Annotated in this window: 17 protein-coding genes; 7 read left to right on the top strand and 10 right to left on the bottom strand. The window is 63.2% G+C overall.

Features of this window, described 5'->3' with window-relative positions:
• Positions 1–26: 26 nt before the first annotated feature.
• From X727_RS142975 to X727_RS142990, 4 genes are read right to left on the bottom strand one after another with little or no spacing between them, the layout of a single operon-like run.
• Positions 27–839, bottom strand: a complete 813-nt coding sequence (locus tag X727_RS142975; protein ID WP_023671267.1) for an ABC transporter permease — start codon at positions 837–839, stop codon at positions 27–29.
• Positions 839–1729 carry an ABC transporter permease gene (locus X727_RS142980; protein ID WP_196813865.1) on the bottom strand — a complete coding sequence of 297 codons (891 nt, stop codon included), beginning with the start codon at positions 1727–1729 and terminating at the stop codon, positions 839–841. The genes X727_RS142975 and X727_RS142980 overlap by 1 nt, the downstream gene beginning before the upstream one ends.
• 34 nt (positions 1730–1763) lie before the next feature.
• Positions 1764–2927 carry a spermidine/putrescine ABC transporter substrate-binding protein gene (locus X727_RS142985; protein ID WP_023711362.1) on the bottom strand — a complete coding sequence of 388 codons (1164 nt, stop codon included), beginning with the start codon at positions 2925–2927 and terminating at the stop codon, positions 1764–1766.
• Positions 2908–4044, bottom strand: a complete 1137-nt coding sequence (locus tag X727_RS142990; protein WP_023745860.1) for an ABC transporter ATP-binding protein — start codon at positions 4042–4044, stop codon at positions 2908–2910. The genes X727_RS142985 and X727_RS142990 overlap by 20 nt, the downstream gene beginning before the upstream one ends.
• Positions 4045–4157: 113 nt before the next feature.
• On the opposite strand from X727_RS142990, the gene X727_RS142995 reads away from it, so the two are divergent.
• From X727_RS142995 to ugpC, 7 genes are all read left to right on the top strand, one after another.
• Positions 4158–4967, top strand: coding sequence for a LuxR C-terminal-related transcriptional regulator (locus X727_RS142995; RefSeq protein WP_023745861.1), 810 nt, complete (start codon positions 4158–4160; stop codon positions 4965–4967).
• Between the two features lie 94 nt (positions 4968–5061).
• On the top strand, positions 5062–5979 hold the full coding sequence (locus X727_RS143000; RefSeq protein WP_023671262.1) for an AraC family transcriptional regulator: 918 nt from the start codon (positions 5062–5064) through the stop codon (positions 5977–5979).
• Between the two features lie 229 nt (positions 5980–6208).
• Positions 6209–7480: a sugar ABC transporter substrate-binding protein gene (locus tag X727_RS143005; RefSeq protein ID WP_023693095.1), complete on the top strand. Its 1272-nt coding sequence runs from the start codon at positions 6209–6211 to the stop codon at positions 7478–7480.
• 98 nt (positions 7481–7578) lie between these two features.
• Positions 7579–8445 carry a sugar ABC transporter permease gene (locus X727_RS143010; RefSeq protein ID WP_023683583.1) on the top strand — a complete coding sequence of 289 codons (867 nt, stop codon included), beginning with the start codon at positions 7579–7581 and terminating at the stop codon, positions 8443–8445.
• Positions 8446–8456: 11 nt separating this feature from the next.
• Positions 8457–9269 carry a carbohydrate ABC transporter permease gene (locus X727_RS143015; protein WP_023806251.1) on the top strand — a complete coding sequence of 271 codons (813 nt, stop codon included), beginning with the start codon at positions 8457–8459 and terminating at the stop codon, positions 9267–9269.
• 15 nt (positions 9270–9284) lie between these two features.
• Complete coding sequence (locus X727_RS143020; RefSeq protein WP_023834778.1) at positions 9285–10331, top strand: NAD(P)-dependent alcohol dehydrogenase; 1047 nt, start codon at positions 9285–9287, stop codon at positions 10329–10331.
• A gap of 2 nt (positions 10332–10333) precedes the next feature.
• Positions 10334–11428, top strand: coding sequence for a sn-glycerol-3-phosphate ABC transporter ATP-binding protein UgpC (gene ugpC / locus X727_RS143025; protein ID WP_023834777.1), 1095 nt, complete (start codon positions 10334–10336; stop codon positions 11426–11428).
• A 54-nt stretch (positions 11429–11482) separates the two neighbouring features.
• Here the strand turns inward: ugpC and X727_RS143030 are convergent, their stop codons facing one another.
• From X727_RS143030 to X727_RS143055, 6 genes are all read right to left on the bottom strand, one after another.
• A complete protein-coding gene (locus tag X727_RS143030; protein ID WP_023834776.1) occupies positions 11483–13069 on the bottom strand; it encodes an FGGY-family carbohydrate kinase in 1587 nt (528 codons plus the stop codon).
• Between the two features lie 134 nt (positions 13070–13203).
• Positions 13204–13863, bottom strand: a complete 660-nt coding sequence (locus X727_RS143035; RefSeq protein WP_023689170.1) for an HAD family hydrolase — start codon at positions 13861–13863, stop codon at positions 13204–13206.
• Positions 13864–13874: 11 nt separating this feature from the next.
• Positions 13875–15353, bottom strand: a complete 1479-nt coding sequence (locus tag X727_RS143040; RefSeq protein WP_023834775.1) for a mannitol dehydrogenase family protein — start codon at positions 15351–15353, stop codon at positions 13875–13877.
• A gap of 46 nt (positions 15354–15399) precedes the next feature.
• Entirely contained in the window at positions 15400–16170 is a 771-nt protein-coding gene (locus X727_RS143045) for an L-iditol 2-dehydrogenase (protein ID WP_023834774.1), read from the bottom strand.
• Complete coding sequence (locus X727_RS143050) at positions 16167–17171, bottom strand: ABC transporter ATP-binding protein (protein WP_023689168.1); 1005 nt, start codon at positions 17169–17171, stop codon at positions 16167–16169. Before X727_RS143050 ends, X727_RS143045 begins: the two co-directional genes overlap by 4 nt.
• A gap of 50 nt (positions 17172–17221) precedes the next feature.
• Positions 17222–18046: a carbohydrate ABC transporter permease gene (locus X727_RS143055; protein ID WP_023829333.1), complete on the bottom strand. Its 825-nt coding sequence runs from the start codon at positions 18044–18046 to the stop codon at positions 17222–17224.
• Positions 18047–18050: the final 4 nt, after the last annotated feature.

Raw genomic sequence — 18050 nt, 5'->3', positions numbered from 1 at the left:
ATTTGTCTTTCAGCTGGATGGCTTGTTCAGTTTGACGGCTGGCGCTGGCGCAGCTGCCATTGGGCAAGCACCACCAGAAGAACCGAGGCGACGAGCACGATGGTGGCGATGGCGTTGATTTCCGGCGTCACGCCGCGCCGGATCGAGGCGAAGACATAGATCGGCAGCGTCGTCTGCGCGCCGGCGACGAAGAAGGCGACGATGAAATCGTCGAAGGAGAAGGTGAAGGCGAGCAGGAAGCCGGCGATCACCGCCGGCATGATCTGCGGCAGCACGATCGAGCGAAACGTCGTCAGCGGCGTGGCGTAGAGATCGCTCGAGGCCTCGACCAGGTTGCGGTCGAGGCTGGCGAGACGCGTGCCGACGATCATCGTCACCAACGCCATCGAAAACAGGCCGTGGGCGGCGATGATCGATCCATAGCCGAGCGACAGGCGCGGCGGCTGGTCGTTTGGCCAGATCGAGGCGAGGAACGGGTTGAGCACGCCAAACAGCTGGACCAGCGCGACAAGCGTCGAGATGCCGATGACGACGCCGGGAACGACGATCGCGGCACCCATCAGCGCGTCGAAGACGGCGCGGGTTCTGAGCCCGACCCGCGCCAGGCCGAGTGCCGCCGCCGTGCCGCACACCGCCGCCAGAAGGGCGCTGGTGGTGGCGATGAACAGGCTGTTCTTCAACGCCTCGACCAGGAACGGGTTCGACAGCGCCGTGCCGTACCACTGCACCGAAAAGCCGGTGAACTCGCTGGCATGGCGGCCGGCGTTGAAGGAAAACAGCACGACCAACGCGATCGGCAGATAGAGGAAGGCGAAGACGGCTGTGACGAAGGCGCGCATCAGATCAGATCCACCCTGCGGGCGCCCGACACCCGTGTCGAAATGCGGTTTGCCGCGATCAGCACCACCACCGAAACCGCCACCAGCGTGATGGCGATGGCCGATCCGAACGGCCAGTTGCGCGACTGCAGGAACAGGTCGACCAGCGCATTGCCGATGAAGAACACCTTGCCGCCGCCAAGCAGCGTCGGGATCAGGTATTCTCCGAGCAGCAGGATCATGACCAGTGAGAAGCCGGTCATGACGCCCGGCAGCGACAGCTTCAGCGTCACCCCCAGAAAGGTTGAGAGCGGGGTCGCGCCGAGATCGGCGGAGGCTTCCAGCAGCCTTCGGTCGAGCCGCTCGAGACTGACATAGATCGGCAGGATCATCAGCGGCAGATAGCCATAGACGATGCCGAGCAGCACGGCGCCCGGCGTGTTGATCAGCCTGACATCCTCGATACCGACAAAGGCCAGCAGCGCGGGAATGCCGCGTCCGCCCAGAATGTACATCCAGGCATAGGTACGCATCAAAAGGCTGGTCCAGAACGGAATGACGACGAGCGCAAGCAGGATCAGCCGCCAGCGTTGCGGCGCCTTCAGGGCAAGGTAGTAGGCGACGGGGTAGGCGACGAGCAGGCAGGCAAGCGCGCCCACCGGCGCCAGCATCATGGTGTTCCAGAAGGCAGTCGCCCGCGCCGGGAGGTTGGCATATTGCGCCAGCGTGAAGGCGGCCTGGTAGCCGCCCTCCGGCGCCCGCTCGCCGACGCTGAACACGGCAATGGCGACGAACGGCAACACCAGAAACACCACCAGCCACGCTGTAGCCGGAGCGAGCAGCAGCGCTGTCAGGATGTTATACCGAAATCTGTTGCCGTGCATGGAAACCGCCCCGATGCCGGCGGACATAGGCCCACCGGTTTCCGTTTGCGTCAGGCCGGCCTCAAGCCGACTTGAAGCGCGCCATCAGCTCGGCGCGGCCGGGATCGGTCAGCGTCGCCGCCGCACCGAATTCCAGCGGTGTCAACAGGTCGGCCGCCGGATAGAGGATCGGATTGTCCAGCACTTCCTTGGGCAGCAGCTTGTTGACGCGTGCGTCGGTCGACGGCGCGCCGTTGGCCAGATGCTCCTTCACCGCGACCTCAGGGGTCATCAGATAGTTGAGCAAGGCATAGCCGGCCGGCTTGTTCGGCGCGTCCTTCGGGATGGCGTAGAAATCGGTCCAGATTTCGCCGCCCTCCTTGCCCAGCACATAGGCGATCTCCGGGATATCGCGATGCAGCTGTGCGCCGTCATTCGTCCAGCACATGGTCATCCAGGCGTCGCCCGCCCGCATGCCCGGCTGGTAGTCGGACGAGACCGCGAACAGATGCGGCTTGACCTTGAGCAGCAGCTCCTCGGCCTTGGCGAGTTCGTCCTGCTTCAGCGAGTTGAAGGAATAGCCGTGATATTTCAGCGCGTTGCCGATTGTGGTCAGCTGGTAGTCGTGGACCATGGTGCGGCCATCGCCCTCGGCCATGGCGACGTCCCAGAATTCCTTCCAGCTGGTCATCGGCTTGGCCAGCTTCTTGGTGTTGACGGCAAAGCCCGTGGTGCCCCAGTTCTTCGGCACCGCGTAGGTCGTGCCGTCGATCGTGCCTTCCGAGGTGAAGCGCGGGTCCTCCTGGGAGCTGTCGAAATTCGGCAGCTTGGCCATGTCGAGCGGATCGATGATGCCGAGTTTCTTGTAGGTCGAGATCGTGTAGTTGGTCGGCACGAACAGGCTCCAGCCCGAGGCGCCGGCCTGCAGCTTGGCCAGCATCTCCTCATTGGAGCCGAACACGTTGACCTCGACGGCGACGCCGGTGTCCTTCTTGAAATTCTCGAAGGTCTGCGGGTCGTGATAGTTCGGCCAGGTGGCGATCGACATGCGGTCGCCGAGGTTTTCGGCGGCGAAGGCCGGCGTCGGCATGATGCCGAGCTCGCGCGCCATCACCGCGGTTGCGATGCCAAGGCCGGTGAGGCGGAGGAAGTCGCGGCGGCCGATCGAGCCGCGCTTCAGGCGCATCAGCTGGTCGACGAAGTTCTCAGGGCTAATCGGCAGTCCGTCACGATATGATTTCGACATTTTTTGCTACCCTCTGGTTGGTCCCGTTGTTCTTGGTCTCCGGAAACGCCAGCGGCGTCCCGGAGGCAAAGCCGATGGCGACGGGTTCACCCGGCTTGAAGAGGTTGCCATGGCCGATCACATGGTCGGCCTTGGCCAGCAGCGTTCCGATGCCCTGCACCTCGATGGCGTATTCCGCCGTCGAGCCCAAGAAGATCCGGTTGCGCACGATGCCCTTGAAAGGGCTGCCTTTGGTGGCGCCGAGGCTTAGCGATTCAGGACGCAGGCTGACAGAAACGGTCTCGCCCTGCTGCAAGGCGGTTCGTTTGCGCGCGGCAATGACGGTTCCGTCCGCCAGCGCCACATTGACAAGATCGCCTGTATGCCCGGCAACCTTGCCGCTCAACAGATTGGTCTTTCCGACGAAGTCGGCGACGAACAGGTCGGCCGGCTCGTCATAGATCTCGCTCGGCTGGCCGAGTTGTACGATGCGGCCGCCATTCATGACGCAGACGAAGTCGCTCATCGACAGCGCTTCCTCCTGGTCGTGGGTGACCAGCACGAAGGTGATGCCGATCTCGCGCTGCAGGTTCTGCAACTCGATCTGCATATCGGTGCGCAGTTTCTTGTCGAGTGCCGCCAGCGGCTCGTCGAGCAACAGCACCGCCGGCTTGTTGACCAGTGCGCGCGCCAGCGCGACGCGCTGCTGCTGGCCGCCGGAGAGTTCGTGGATCTTGCGGCGGCCATAGCCGGCGAGCCGCACCATTTCGAGCGCCTCGCCGGCGCGCCGGCCGATTTCCTGCGACGACAGGCGTGGCTGTGCCTGGCGCAGCCCGTAGGACACATTGGCTTCCACATCGAGGTGCGGAAACAGCGCGTATTGCTGGAACACCATGTTGACCGGCCGACGATAGGGTGGCGTTCCGGCCATGTCCCGGCCACGGATGAACACCTGGCCTTCGCTCGGCTGCTCGAAGCCGCCGATCATGCGCAGGCATGTGGTCTTGCCGCAGCCGGACGGTCCGAGAAGGGCGACAAAGGCGGAGGGCGGCACAGCCAGATCGATGCCGCTGACAGCGGTCACGGCGCCATAGCGCTTGGTGACGCCGCGAAACTCGATGTCGGGCACTGCGGTCAAAGTGCTGGCTCCAGCAACAGGGCTATTTCAGGACGCTACCAGAGCCAATGGCGGCTAGTATATACCTCGCTGGTGGTATATCTGATCTATTTTCTCGTTTAAGGGGGTATATTTTGAGCGCATCTCGCAGCGACGAATACAGCCGGCTCGCTGCCCTTGTCGCGGCAACGCGAGAGACCAGCGGCGACCTGTTCGGCCAGGCTATGGTCGATTGGTTGAGGCAGCATGTCAGCTTCGACCACTGCGTGATCTTCGGCTATCGCGGCGCTTCGCGGCCGCCGTTGCTGTTCGAAACCTTCTCGCCTGACGAGAGCCATGTCTTCGTCACGCTTTATCAGGAAGGGCCTTACCTGCTCGACCCGTTTCATCACGCGGCGGTGGAGCGCAAGGAGGGGTTCTGGCGCATGCGCGAACTGGCGCCCGACCGCTTCTATGCCAGCGAGTATTTTCGCACCTACTACAGTCAGACAAGGCTCGCCGAGGAGGTCGGCTTCTTCGTGCCATTGCCCGGCAAGGATGCGCTGGTGCTGTCGCTGATGCGATTGCAGGCCTCCGGCCCCTTCGGCACCGCCGATGCCAGGCTGCTGCGCGACATGGCGCCGGCGGTCATCAACTTCGCCCGGTTGCGCTGGCCCGCACTTGCGGCCGAGGAGCAGGACGAAGCGGAGCAGGGCGAGACGATCGCCGCCGTCAACGAGTTCGACCGCGCCCACATTTGGGAAAGCCTGTCGCTGACCCCGCGCGAAAAGCATGTCGTCGATCTGGTGCTGCAGGGGCATTCCACCGAGTCGATCGCGAGAGCCATGCGCATCGTGCCGGGAACGGTGAAGGTTCATCGCCGCAACATCCATCGCAAACTCGGCGTCAAATCCCAAGCCGGGCTGTTCGCCCGCTTCATTGAGATCATCGAGAGCCGGCGTTGAAATCGCTGAGGCAGACATCGTTCACTTGCGGGCAACAGACTGCTACGGATTACCCGAAACCAGTCGCTTCCTCATACGCCCCGGAGAGCAGACGATGGCATTCAGGCGCAGAAAGAACACGGCCGCGATCCCTCGCACGGTGCCGGCTTTCGAGCACATCGTCACCGAGGCGAGCGACAGTTTCCTGTGGCGGCTCGACGACTATCCCTGGGAGCGCAATGTCTGGAATTTTCATCCGGAATACGAGATCCATCTCCTGAGGAAGTCTTCCGGGGTCGCGCTGGTCGGCGATCACATCGGCGAATTCGGGCCGGGCTACCTGAGCATCGTCGGCGGCGGGCTGCCGCATGACTGGGTGACATCGGTGCAACCCGGCGAGCTGATCGAAGGACGCGACATCGTGCTGCAATTCGATCCGCAGCGGCTGCGCGGCTCGGCGGGACTGCTGCCGGAGCTGCGCGAACTAGAACCGTTCCTGGAGCGATCGCTGCGCGGCATCGTCTTCCATGGCCGCGCCGCGCTCGACGGCGCTGCGCTGATGGAAAGGATGGGCACCGTGCACGGGCTCGCCCGGTTTTGCCTCTTCCTCGAACTGGTCGATCTGCTGGCCAGGACAGACGAATACGAGCTTTTGTCCTCGCCGGATTTCTCACCCGCGCTCGACGCAACCTCGCTGGACATCATCCAGCGCACGCTGACCTATCTCTTCCAGCACTTCGCCGAGGACCTGAAGCTGCCGGAGGCGGCGGAGCTGGCGGGGATGAGCGAAAGCACGTTTTCGCGCTTCTTCCAGAAAAACACCGGCAACAGTTTCAGCGACCACATCGCCAAGCTCCGGCTCTGGCAAGCCTGCAAGCTGCTGGCGGACACCGATATTCCGATCACCGACATCTGCTTCCAGGTCGGCTACATGAACATCTCCAACTTCAACCGCGCCTTCCTGCGCAAGCACCGGATGACGCCGTCATCCTACCGCAAGCTGTCGAAGCAGCGGATGACGATGCGCGCCTGAAAACCGGCCTTCCTCACTCCATCGGTACTCATGTGACAGAGGCCGTGCAGGCGAGCCGGATTTTGCAGCGCACAATGCATAAAAGTACAGGTCTGCTGCAACGGGGCTTCTAGCGCGGCCTTTAGCAACTCCTCATTTTGGCGATGGGTGGCTTGTCGCTCGGGCGATGGCGAGGATCGCGCAACCGAAGACTTCCGCTTCCTGCGACTGTTCCTGGAGGAGAAAATCAATGAAACCAATTCGGCTCGCTGCGAGCATAAGCGCAGCTTTCATGCTTACCACGACCCTCTCGACCATGGCGCTGGCGGCGCCGGTCTGCTCGGCACCGGTCAAGGTGCTGGCGCAACCGCGTGACGGGCTGACGCTGCTGGAGGCGTCCAAGGACGAGTTCCAGAAACTGGCCGGCGCCAGCTTCCAGATCGACTATCTCAACGAGAACGACCGCCGGGCAAAGTCGCGCGCCGATGCGTCCACGGTCGGCAACTACAACGTCTACTATGTCGACGAAGCCAATGTCGCGCTGTTCGCCTCGTCGAAATGGATCGTGCCGCTCACCGACTATTACCCGGCTGACTACGACTACGCCGATTTCGACCCGGGCCGGCAGAAGGTCGCCACCTATGACGGCAAGGTGTGGTTCGCGCCGCTGACCGGCGGCGGCGACCTGATGGTCTACCGCAAGGACATTCTGGAAGCCGCCGGCATCCAGCCGCCGAAGACGCTGGACGAGTTGATCGCCGACGTGCCGAAGCTGACAGATCCCGACAAGGGCATGTACGGCATCGCGCTGCGCGGCGCGCGTGGCTCGGGCGCCAATGTCTGGCGCTGGATGCCGTTCTTCAAGGCCTATGGCGGAAAATGGTTCGACGGTGACAAGCCGGCTTTCAACTCCGAGGCCGCGGTCAAAGCGACCGAGACCTATCTTAAACTGTTCAAGGATTCAGCGCCCGGCACGCAGACCGGCAGCTGGGATGAATCGACCGGCGCCTTCCTGTCGGGCCAGGTTGCCATCTTGGTCGAATCGACGCCGCTGTCGGGCATGGCGGTCGACCCGAAGACCTCGCAAGTGGTTGGCAAGATCGGCTTCCTGCCGCCGCCCTCGCCACTGACCGGCGGCGGCTACGGCCACGGCCTCGCCATCGCCGCCAAGGCCAATGCCGATGACGCCGCGAAGCAATGCGCCGGCCTGTTCATCGCCTGGGCGACGTCGAAGGAGAACGAGAAGCGCCGGCTCGACGCGCACCAATTCGGCGAGCTCAACCGCACCAGCGTGCTGTCCAGCAAGGAGTTCGCCGACATTTACGGCGCCGATCTCGGCCAGGCGCTTGCCGATACCGGCAAGGTGACGGCGGTGAACTTCTGGCAGGATCCGCGCTGGCCGGATCTCGGCGACCGCTGGGGCATCATCCTGGAAGAGCTGGTCACCGGCACGCGCACCGACGTCAAGGGCGGCCTCGACGAACTCGAGGCCTACGCCAACGAGCTGGTGAAGAAGAAGTAATCCTCCCGCCCGCGGCGCGCGGTCCACGGCATTCGACCGGATGCCGGGACCTGTGCGCCGCGGGTTCTCCCCAAAAAGGCACAGCCCGAGGATAGGCAATGCGCCGACGCTCTTCCCTGCCCGTGACGTTTCTGGTTCCGACGCTCGCCATTCTTCTGGTGCTGTCGATGGTGCCGACGCTGTACGCCATCGTCATTGCGCTGCAGAACCGCGAGCTGAGCTCGTCGGACTATTCCTGGGTCTGGCTGTCGAACTTCATCGACCTGTTCGCCGACCGGCGTTTCCTCAACGCGGTCTGGGTTTCGGTGAAGTGGGAAATCGTCACCGTGGTGGCGACGATGATGGTGGCGATCGGGCTCGGCGTGCTGATGTTCGAAGTAGCGTCGCCGCGGCTGCGCAACATCTACTGCCTGCTGTTCATCATCCCGGTGCTGTTGCCGCGTGTCTCGGCGGCCTTCGTGTGGAAGTTTGCCTATCATCCGCTCTACGGCATCGCCACCTATCCCTACAGGCTGATCACCGGCGGGCTGATCTTCGACCCGCTGTCGAAGCCGTCGACGGCCCTGTTTGCCGTCGCCTCGGTCGATGTCTGGCAGTGGGGACTGTTCTTCGCGGTCATCGTGCTGAAGCTTCTGGAGACCTTGCCGCCGCAGCCGATCGAAGCGGCGCGGCTCGACCACGCCAAACGCTGGCAGATCCATGCCTATGTGACCTTGCCTATGCTGAAGGCGCCGCTGATCAGCCTGATGTTCGTCAAGATGATCGAATCGCTGCGCTCCTTCGACCTGATTTATGTGATGACGCGCGGCGGGCCGGGCGTGGCGACCGAGACGCTCGACATGTACGCCTTCTCGCAAGGCTTCATCGAATCCGGCAAGGTGTCCTATGCCTCGGCCATGGCGGTGCTGATGATGATCGCGACTGTCATCACCTTCACCATGCTGTGGAAGCGGGTGCAGGCATGAGGCCGTATCGCATGAGACCGGGCCGCCTCATCGGCAAGATCATCCTGGCCCTCGCCGGCTTCATGGCGGTGTTTCCGCTCGCCTGGACGGCGGTCAATTCGCTGAAGAACAATGTCGACATCATCACCCGCGTGCCGCGCCTGGTGTTTACCCCGACCTTCGACAACATCAGCTACATCATCGGCCGCGACAGCGTCATGACCGGCCTCTATAACTCGGTCATTTCCTGCGGCGTCGCCGTGCTGATCGGCGTCATGCTCGGCCTTCCGGCAGCCTATGCGGTGGCGCGCTATCCCAACCGCTTCGCTGGGGACATCCAGTTCTTCGTGTTGTCGCTGCGCTTCCTGCCACCGGTGGCAGTCGCCATTCCGCTGATGGTGATCTGGCTGCAGATCGGGCTCTACGACACCTTGCCGGCGCTGATCGTCACCTATTCGCTGCTCACCATCTCGGTGATCATGTGGCTCGCCATTCCCGCCTTCCAGGCCGTGCCGAAGGAAATCGAGGAAGCCGCCTTCGTCGACGGCTACGGCGCTTACTCGGTGTTCTGGCGCATTGCGCTGCCGGTAGCGGCGCGCTCGCTGATCGGCGCCGTCGCCTTCAGCTTCGTGCTGGTGTGGAACGAATTCCTGATCGCGCTGATGCTGTCCAGTTCCAACGCCAAAACATTGCCGATCGTCGCTTCCGAACTTTCACAGCAAGGCATGAACGTGCCGTGGGGAATCCTCAACGCCTCGGTCGTGCTGTTGTCGCTACCGCCGCTGCTGTTCCTCGGCGTGCTCAGCGGCTTCCTGAATTCCGTTTTCCGGCAAAAAAAGACTTGATGCGAGGACTTACCTATGCGGGCACTGGTGCTTGAGAAAAAAGGCGAACTGTCGCTGCGCGAGATCGCGCTGCCGCTCGACGTCGGACCGGGCGATGTCAAGATTGCCATCCACACGGTCGGCGTCTGCGGCAGCGACGTGCACTATTACACCCATGGCGCGATCGGCAGCTATGTCGTGCGGGCCCCGATGGTGCTCGGCCACGAAGCCGCGGGAACGATCGTCGAGATCGGCGCCAATGTCGGCACGCTGAAGGTCGGCGACCGCGTCTGCATGGAGCCGGGCGTGCCGAACCTGTCGTCGCGCGCGACCAGGCTCGGCATCTACAATGTCGACCCTGACGTCTCCTTCTGGGCGACGCCGCCTGTGCATGGCGTGCTGGCGCCCTATGCCGTGCACCCGGCCGCCTTCACCTACAGACTGCCGGACAATGTCACCTTCGCCGAAGGCGCGATGGTCGAACCCTTTGCCATCGGCATGCAGGCGGCGAGCCGCGCCCGCATCGTGCCTGGCGACGTCGCCGTCGTCGTCGGCTGCGGCCCGATCGGCATCATGATCGCGCTGGCGGCGCTGGCCGGCGGCTGCTCGAAGGTGCTGATCTCCGATTTTTCCGCACCCAAGCTCAAGATTGCCGCGCAATATCCCGGCATCGTGCCGGTCAATTTAGGTGAGCAATCGCTGGTCGACGCAGTCTCCGCCGCGACCGACAATTGGGGCGCGGATATCGTGTTCGAGGCGAGCGGCAGCCCGAAGGCATTCGCCGACCTGTTCGATGTCGTGCGGCCGGGCGGCGCTGTGGTGCTGGTCGGACTGCCGGTCGAACCGGTCAGCCTCAACGTTCCGGCGGCGATCTCCAAGGAAGTGCGCATCGAGACGGTGTTCCGTTACGCCAACATCTTCGACCGCGCGCTGCAGCTGATCGCCTCGGGGAAGGTCGACCTCAAGCCGCTGATCACCGGCACTTATGATTTCTCGGACAGCATCGAGGCCTTCGAGCGGGCGGCGCAAGGCAAGCCGCAAGACGTCAAGCTGCAAATCCTTCTTACCGGCGAGAAGGGCTGACCATGCCCGCGATCGTTTGCTCCCATGTCGACAAGGCTTACGGCGCCAGCACCGTCATCCGCGACCTCAATCTCTCGATCGAGGAGCACGAATTCGTCGTATTCCTCGGCCCGTCCGGCTGCGGCAAGTCGACCTTGCTCAGGATGCTGGCCGGACTGGAGGATATCAGCGGCGGGGAAGTGTCGATCGGCGGCAAAGTGGTCAACGATCTCGAGCCCGGCGAGCGCGGCATTGCCATGGTTTTCCAGAACTATGCGCTCTACCCGCATATGACGATCTTCGACAACATCGCCTTTGGGCTCAAGCGACAGAAAGTGCCCCCGGCCGAGATCCGGAAGCGGGTCGAGGCGGTGGCAACGACGCTCGGCCTCGAACCTTACCTCGCCCGCAAGCCGACCGAACTTTCCGGCGGCCAGCAGCAGCGCGTGGCGATTGCGCGCGCCATGATCAAGACGCCGAAAGTGTTCCTGTTCGACGAGCCGCTGTCCAATCTCGATGCCAAGCTGCGCAACCACATGCGGGTCGAGATCGCCCGGCTGCATCAGTCGCTGAAGACCACCACCGTCTATGTCACCCACGATCAGTTGGAAGCGATGACGCTGGCCGACCGGATCGTGCTGCTCAGGGATGGCGTTATCGAACAGATCGGCTCGCCTGCGGAGATCTATCGCCAGCCGGGCAATCTGTTCGTCGCCGGCTTCATCGGTACGCCGAACATGAATTTCATCGACGTGGCCGTCGGGCGGAAGGACGAACGCTGGACGCTGACAGGCGGCGGCTCGACCTTCTCCATAGAAGGCCTGGGCTTCGATCTGCGCGGCGTCCAGCGCGCCGTGCTTGGAATCCGACCGCCGGACCTGAAGACCGCCGGCGCTCAGAGCATCAATCTTCTGCAAGGCACCGCCGACCTCATCGAGTTCCATGGCAATGACGCGCTGGTGACGTTCGCCTGCGGCGGCAAGGAGGTCGGTGCGTTGGTATCAACCCGCGAATGCCCGGCGTTGCGCGCGCCTGTGCGCTACACATTCGAGGAGGAGAGCGTGCATCTGTTCGACGCGGCAACGGGCGCATCCTTGCGCAGGCGAGAGGAGGCCTAGATTTGGTACGCAATTCCGGACGGAAAACCGTTTCAGACCTTTCCTGGAATTGCTCTAGCTGATGGCGTCGAGCTCCTGCCGCTGGCGGTGCATTTCGAGGAAGATCCTGTAGTCGCGGTCGAAGCGGCCTGACGCGGCCGGGTTCGAGGTGCGCGCCCTGCCGCCTTGCTGCATGGCGACGCAAGCGGCATTCAGGTCCGGGAACAGACCGGCCGCGGTGGCGGCGACCATGCCGGTGCCGAGCAGAACGGCTTCGTCGGCCAGCGGCTCGATCACCGCGCAGCCGGTGGCGTCGGCATAAAGCTCCATCAGCAACGGGTTCTTGGTGTGGCCGCCGGTGACATGCAGCGTGTCGATGAGATAGCCGTTCTCGTTCAGCGCCTCCAGCACATGGCGCACGCCGAGTGCGATGCCGACGGCGGTGCGCCAATAGAGCTTGCACAGGCTGTCGAAGGAGGAATCCAGCGTCAGCCCGCTGACCACGCCGACGGCATGCGGGTCGGCAAGCGGCGAGCGGTTGCCGTGGAAATCCGGCAGCACATGCAACCTCGCCGCCAGCTTGTCGCCTTCGGTGCTACGCAGTTCAGCGACGCGCCTGGCGATCTTGGCATGCATGGCCGCATCCGGCTCGCCGCCGGCGCCATGCCAGCGAATGATGTGGTCGAGCAAGGCACCAGTGGCCGACTGTCCGCCTTCCGACAGCCACAGCTTTGGCAGTGCCGCACCATAGTATGGACCCCAGACGCCGGCGAAAGGCTGCGGGTCGGGCGACATCGCCATGACGCAGGACGAGGTGCCGGCTATCAGCGCCAGATGGCGGCCGATATTCTGCTCGTCGCCAGCAAAGCCGCCGAGCACGCCAAGCGCGCCGGCATAGGCATCGATGACGCCGGCGCCGACCCGACAGTTTTCGCTCAAGCCCAACTCCGCCGCCGCTTCAGGGGTGAGCGTGCCGATGTCTTCGCCGACAGCACTTGCCTTCTCCGGCAGGCTGCCGTGTTCGAACAGATCGCCAAGCCCGACCCTGTCGAAGAAGTCACGGCGCCAGCCGGTTTCCTCATGCGCCAGATAGGTCCATTTGGCGGTCAGCGTGCATTGCGAGCGCGCCAGCGACCCGGTCGCCTTCCAGGTCAGGAAATCGGTGAGGTCGAACAGGTAGCCGGCTTCATGCCAAGTTCCCGGCAGATTGCGCTTCAGCCACATCAGCTTCGGCGTCGCCATTTCCGGCGACATGACGCCACCGATATAGTCGAGTACGGCGTGGCCGCTATCGGTGCATTCATCTGCCTCGGCGATGGCGCGATGGTCGAGCCAGACGATGGTGTCCCAGCGCCGTTCGCCCGTCACCGAGACGCTGAGCTGGCCGGCATTCCTGTCCAGCACCACCAGCGAGCAGGTGGCGTCGAACGACATGCCGACAATATCGTCGGCTGACACACCGGCCTTTTCGCGCGCGGCACGTACGGCAATGCACACAGCCGACCAGATATCCTGCGAATTGTGCTCGGCGTGATCGGCCTTCGGCTGGTTCATGACGATCGGATGCTCGGCGCGGCCGAGCAAGGTGCCTGACATGTCGAGAATGCCCGCACGGGCGCTCCCGGTGCCGACATCGACCGCGCAAACGAAGCTCTTCGTCAAGATGCTTTTACTCTCGCTCCCTAGAGCCGTATGATTTCAGGTCTGTTCGACCTGAAATCTGAATCCGTCTCTAAATCAAAGAAGTAGAGCATGATGTCGTCCGAAAACCGCTTCACACTTTTCGGCATCATGCTCTAGCCTGCAATCAGATCGGGCAATTGCAGCATGTCCGCGAATATAAAGTCCGGTTCACTCGACGCAAGCCGCGCTTTCAAGGCCGGGTTGCCGGCGTGCGAACCGCCGGTGAAAGCAAAGACGCGCATGCCGGCCGCACGCGCCGCCGCGATGCCGGCAGGGCTGTCCTCGATTACGATGCAATTACCGGGATGCGCGCCCATGGCGGCGGCGGCATGGAGAAAAAGATCCGGCGCCGGCTTGCCGCGCGCGACCATGGCGGCACTGAACAGATGCGGCTCGAGCAGGCCGAGCAGACCGGTGACGTCGAGCGCGTAGCGTATCCGGTCGAGCGTGCCGGAGGAAGCGACGCAGCAGGGTACGCCCAGCCTCGGCAGGATGTCGCTGATGCCGGGAATCGGCTTCAGCTCCTCGCGGAATTTGCGCATCAGTTCGACGCGCATGTCGGTAAGATGCACGTCGGTGATGTCGATGGTGAAATCGCGAAGAAGTATCTCGCGCACGCTCTTCATGCTCTTGCCGAGGAAATGCTCGTAGGCGGCATCCTCGCTGACCGAGCCCCCGGCGGCAGAGATCATGCCGAGCAGAGCCGAAACCGACAGCGCCTCGCTGTCGACCAGCACGCCGTCACAGTCGAAGATGACCAGTTCGGGCGTCATTGCGGCTGGCGTCAGAGCTTGCCGGAGATATAGCGCGTCAGCGTCGCGCGCGTGCCATTCGCCCACAAGACGTTGAGCGCATGGGCAAAGGCCTCGGCGAAAGGCGCCGAGCGGCCGACACCGCCATAGATATCCTCCATCGCAAGCCAGGCACCGGGCTTATCCTTCGCCGCCTTCGCGCTTGCCTGCAGCCGGTCCCAACTCGGGTCGTTGGCCTCGATGACCGCGCCGCTGTCTGTGGTGCCGAAACAGTAGCGGCACCACAGCGCGGACTCGAGCGCCAGACCCGCGACGCCTTTGCCGGCCTTCAGCCGGTCGGCAATGGTCGGGATGATGAATTTCGGCTGCCGGTTGGAACCGTCGAGGCAAAGCCGACGGATGGTGTCGCCGATCTTCGGGTTGGAAAAGCGGTGCTCGATGAGCTGGTAATAATCCTCCAGCACGGTGTCCGGCACCGGCGGCACCGTCGGGATGATCTCGTCATGCTCGAGCTTGGCGAGGAAGCCGCGCACCAGCGGCTCCTGCATCGCCTCATGGACGAAATGGATGTCCATCAACCCTGCGGGATAAGCGATCGTGGCATGACCGCCATTGAGGATGCGGATCTTCATCAGTTCATAGGGCGCGACATCCCTCACGAATTGCACACCGACCTTTTCCAGCGGCGGGCGGCCGTCGGTGAAACGGTCTTCCAGCACCCATTGCTTGAACGGCTCGCAGAACACCGGCCAGTTGTCCTCGAGGCCGAACTCCGAGGCGAGAATACCGCGCTCGCGGTCGGAGGTGGCGGGGGTGATGCGGTCGACCATGCCGTTGGGAAAGGCGACATTGTCGCTGACCCAGTTCGCCAGATCCTCATCGATCAGGCGGGCGAGGCCGATGACGCCATCCGAGGTGACATGGCCGTTGTGAGGGATGTTGTCGCAAGACATGACGGTGAACGGCACGATGCCGTCGGCACGGCGGCGCTTCAGCCCGGCCAGGATGAGGCCGAACACCGTCTTCGGCGTCGTGCCTCCCTGTGCGTCGGCGACGATGTCGGGGTGGGTCGGGTTGAACTTGCCGGAGGCCGGATCGATGAAATAACCGCCTTCCGTGATGGTCAGCGAGACGATCTTGATCGCCGGATCGGCGAGCTGGTCGATGATGGCATCGGCATCGCCGGGCGTCAGGAAGTCGATCATGACGCCGGTGACGCGGGCGCTCATATGGTCGGAATCCTGCTCGACCACGGTGGTCAGCCAGTCCTGCTCCTGCAGCTTGGAACGGCCGATTTTTTCGCCCTCGAAGACCCCGGCGCCGACCAGCGCCCAGTCATGGCCGATGCCTGAATTGAAGAGATCGTCGAGGTAGACCGCCTGATGCGAGCGATGGAAATTGCCGACGCCGAAATGGACGATACCGGGTTTGAGCCTGGAGCGATCATATCTGGGACCGGCGACCTTGGCGGGGAGTTCCGAGAGGATCGAGGAGGAGAGTTTCACGGTCATTTTTTTACCCTTTTGGCCGGGCTGCGGCCTTCGTGATCCCGGCCCATCAACTCATCCATTGGCCGCCATCGACATTGTAGGTCTGGGCGACGATGTATTCGGCGTCGTCGCTGGCCAGGAATACCGCCATGCCGGTCAGGTCCTCCGGCTTGCCCATGCGGCCATAGGGCACGCCCTCACCGACCAGCCGCCTCTTCTCGCCTTTCGGCCGGTTCTCGTATTTGGCGAACAGCGCATCGACCTCATCCCACATATCGCTGTCGACGACGCCGGGCGCGATGCCATTGACGTTGATGCGGTGCTTGATCAGATCGAGCCCGGCGGACTGGGTCAGCGAAATCACCGCGGCCTTGGTGGCGCAATAGACGGCGACCAGCGGCTCGCCGCGGCGTCCTGCCTGGCTGGCGATGTTGATGATCTTGCCGCCCTTGCCCCTTGCGATCATCGAACGCGCCGCTGCCTGCAGCATGAACAAGGCGCCGGCGACGTTGACGGAGAACAATTTGTCGTAGCTTGCTTTGGTGATCTCGACGATCGGCGCCAGGTCGAACAAAGCAGCGTTGTTGATCAGTATGTCGAGGCCGCCGGTCTTTGTTTCGACCGCATTGACCGCCGCCTGGATCGAAGCGAGGTCGCTGACGTCGAGCCTGACCGGATAGGCGTTGGCGCCAATCTCGGCGGCCGTCTTTTCGGCAGCCGCCAGATTGATATCGGCAATGGCCACCGTGGCGCCCTCGCGGGTGTAGGCTTCGGCAAAAGCCCTGCCGATGCCGCGCGCGGATCCGGTGATCAGCGCCGATTTGCCTTTCAGTCTCACTGCGTCAGCGCCTTTCCGTCGGGGCCGAAGCGATGCATGCGGACCTTGTCCGGCGTCAAATAGATGGTGTCGCCGTGGCGTACGGCCAGTTCGCCATCGGCGCGTACCGTCAGCGGACCGACGCCGTCGGCCTGGACATGCAGGAAGGTGTCGGAGCCCAGATGCTCGGCGACGCCGACAAGGGCTTTCCAGTCACCCGCGGTGGTCGATATCCCCATATGCTCAGGACGAATGCCGATGGTCTTGGCGTTGTATTTGGCCGCCGGCGCACCTTCGATCAGGTTCATTTTCGGCGAACCGATGAAGCCCGCCACGAACAGGTTCTTCGGCGACTTGTAGAGTTCCATCGGCGAGCCGACCTGTTCGATGTTGCCGGCGTTGAGCACGACGATTTTGTCGGCCATGGTCATGGCTTCGATCTGGTCGTGGGTGACGTAGACCATCGTCGTCTTGAGCTGATGGTGCAGCTCGCTGATTTCGAGCCGCATGGTGCCGCGCAGTGCGGCATCGAGGTTGGACAGCGGCTCGTCGAACAGGAATGCCGAGGGCTGGCGCACGATGGCGCGGCCGATGGCGACGCGTTGCCGCTGGCCGCCGGAGAGCTGGCCGGGCCGGCGTTCGAGATAGTTGGTGAGGTTGAGGACCCGGGCTGCGTCCTTCACCTTCTTGTCGATCGTCGCCACATCCTCGCCCGCCATCTTCAGCGGGAAGCCGATGTTCTTGGCCACCGTCATATGCGGATAGAGCGCATAAGACTGGAATACCATGGCCAGCTTGCGCTTGGCCGGCGCCTCGCCGGTGACGTCACGGCCATCGATGTTGATGGTGCCCCCGCTGGTGTCCTCGAGCCCGGCGATGAGGCGCAGCAACGTGGACTTGCCGCAACCCGACGGCCCGACGAAGACGACGAACTCGCCATTCTCGATGACCAGGTCGAGGCCTGGAATGATGACCGTCGATCCGAAATGCTTGGAGACGTTCTTGAGCGTGATGTTTCCCATGGTTTCCTCCCCGAGGGGTTATTTGGCCGGATTGCTTCAGGCAACGTCCGTTATTTTACCGCGCCGAATGTCAGGCCGCGCACCAGCTGCTTCTGGCTGAACCAGCCCATGATCAGGATGGGGGCGATGGCCAGCGTCGAGGCCGCCGAAAGCTTGGCCCAGAACAGGCCTTGCGGGCTTGAGAACGAACTGATGAAGGCCGTCAGCGGCGCCGCCTCGGTGGTGGTCAGGCGGATGGTCCAGAACGCTTCGTTCCATGCCAGGATGATGTTGAGCAGCATGGTCGATGCGATGCCCGGCACGGCCATGGGGGTCAGCACATAGACGATCTCGCCCCACAGGGTGGCGCCGTCCATGCGTGCCGCCTCCAGGATTTCGCCGGGGATTTCGCGGAAGTAGGTGTAGAGCATCCAGATCACGATCGGCAGGTTGATCAGCATCAGCATGATCATCAGGCCGATGCGGCTGTCGAGCAGTCCGGCATCGCGGAAGATGAGGTAGATCGGGAATAGCACGGCAACCGCCGGCATCATCTTGGTCGAGAGCATCCACATCAGGATGTCCTTGGTCCACTTGCTCGGCGAGAAGGCCATCGACCAGGCGGCCGGAACCGCGACTATCAGGGCCAGGATGGTCGAGCCGACCGAGAGCAGCACCGAGTTGAAGAAGAACTTGAAGTAGCCGCTCTGCGCCTGGACCTCGGTATAGCTCTCGAACGTCCCCGACGGGATCAGCGCGAAGCCCTGGATGGCCTCCTGCTCCGACTTGAACGAGGTGATGATCGTGTAGAGGATCGGGAAGAAGATCAGCAGCGCGACGATCCAGGCGGCGCCTGTCGCAATGATCTTGTGTTGGGTGGTGACTGCACGTGCCATCGTA

Origin of the sequence: Mesorhizobium sp. L103C105A0 (genome assembly GCF_000502215.1) — a bacterium.
Lineage (GTDB): Bacteria > Pseudomonadota > Alphaproteobacteria > Rhizobiales > Rhizobiaceae > Mesorhizobium.
This window is presented reverse-complemented; position numbering and strand designations above follow the sequence as displayed.

Bases quoted from the DNA above. Each gene is read 5' to 3' on its own strand.
- X727_RS142975 (WP_023671267.1), bottom strand. From the start codon at position 839: ATGCGCGCCTTCGTCACAGCCGTCTTCGCCTTCCTCTATCTGCCGATC.
- X727_RS142980 (WP_196813865.1), bottom strand. From the start codon at position 1,729: ATGTCCGCCGGCATCGGGGCGGTTTCCATGCACGGCAACAGATTTCGG.
- X727_RS142985 (WP_023711362.1), bottom strand. From the start codon at position 2,927: ATGTCGAAATCATATCGTGACGGACTGCCGATTAGCCCTGAGAACTTC.
- X727_RS143000 (WP_023671262.1), top strand. From the start codon at position 5,062: ATGGCATTCAGGCGCAGAAAGAACACGGCCGCGATCCCTCGCACGGTG.
- X727_RS143005 (WP_023693095.1), top strand. From the start codon at position 6,209: ATGAAACCAATTCGGCTCGCTGCGAGCATAAGCGCAGCTTTCATGCTT.
- X727_RS143010 (WP_023683583.1), top strand. From the start codon at position 7,579: ATGCGCCGACGCTCTTCCCTGCCCGTGACGTTTCTGGTTCCGACGCTC.
- X727_RS143015 (WP_023806251.1), top strand. From the start codon at position 8,457: ATGAGACCGGGCCGCCTCATCGGCAAGATCATCCTGGCCCTCGCCGGC.
- X727_RS143020 (WP_023834778.1), top strand. From the start codon at position 9,285: ATGCGGGCACTGGTGCTTGAGAAAAAAGGCGAACTGTCGCTGCGCGAG.
- ugpC (WP_023834777.1), top strand. From the start codon at position 10,334: ATGCCCGCGATCGTTTGCTCCCATGTCGACAAGGCTTACGGCGCCAGC.
- X727_RS143035 (WP_023689170.1), bottom strand. From the start codon at position 13,863: ATGACGCCCGAACTGGTCATCTTCGACTGTGACGGCGTGCTGGTCGAC.
- X727_RS143040 (WP_023834775.1), bottom strand. From the start codon at position 15,353: ATGACCGTGAAACTCTCCTCCTCGATCCTCTCGGAACTCCCCGCCAAG.
- X727_RS143050 (WP_023689168.1), bottom strand. From the start codon at position 17,171: ATGGGAAACATCACGCTCAAGAACGTCTCCAAGCATTTCGGATCGACG.
- X727_RS143055 (WP_023829333.1), bottom strand. From the start codon at position 18,046: ATGGCACGTGCAGTCACCACCCAACACAAGATCATTGCGACAGGCGCC.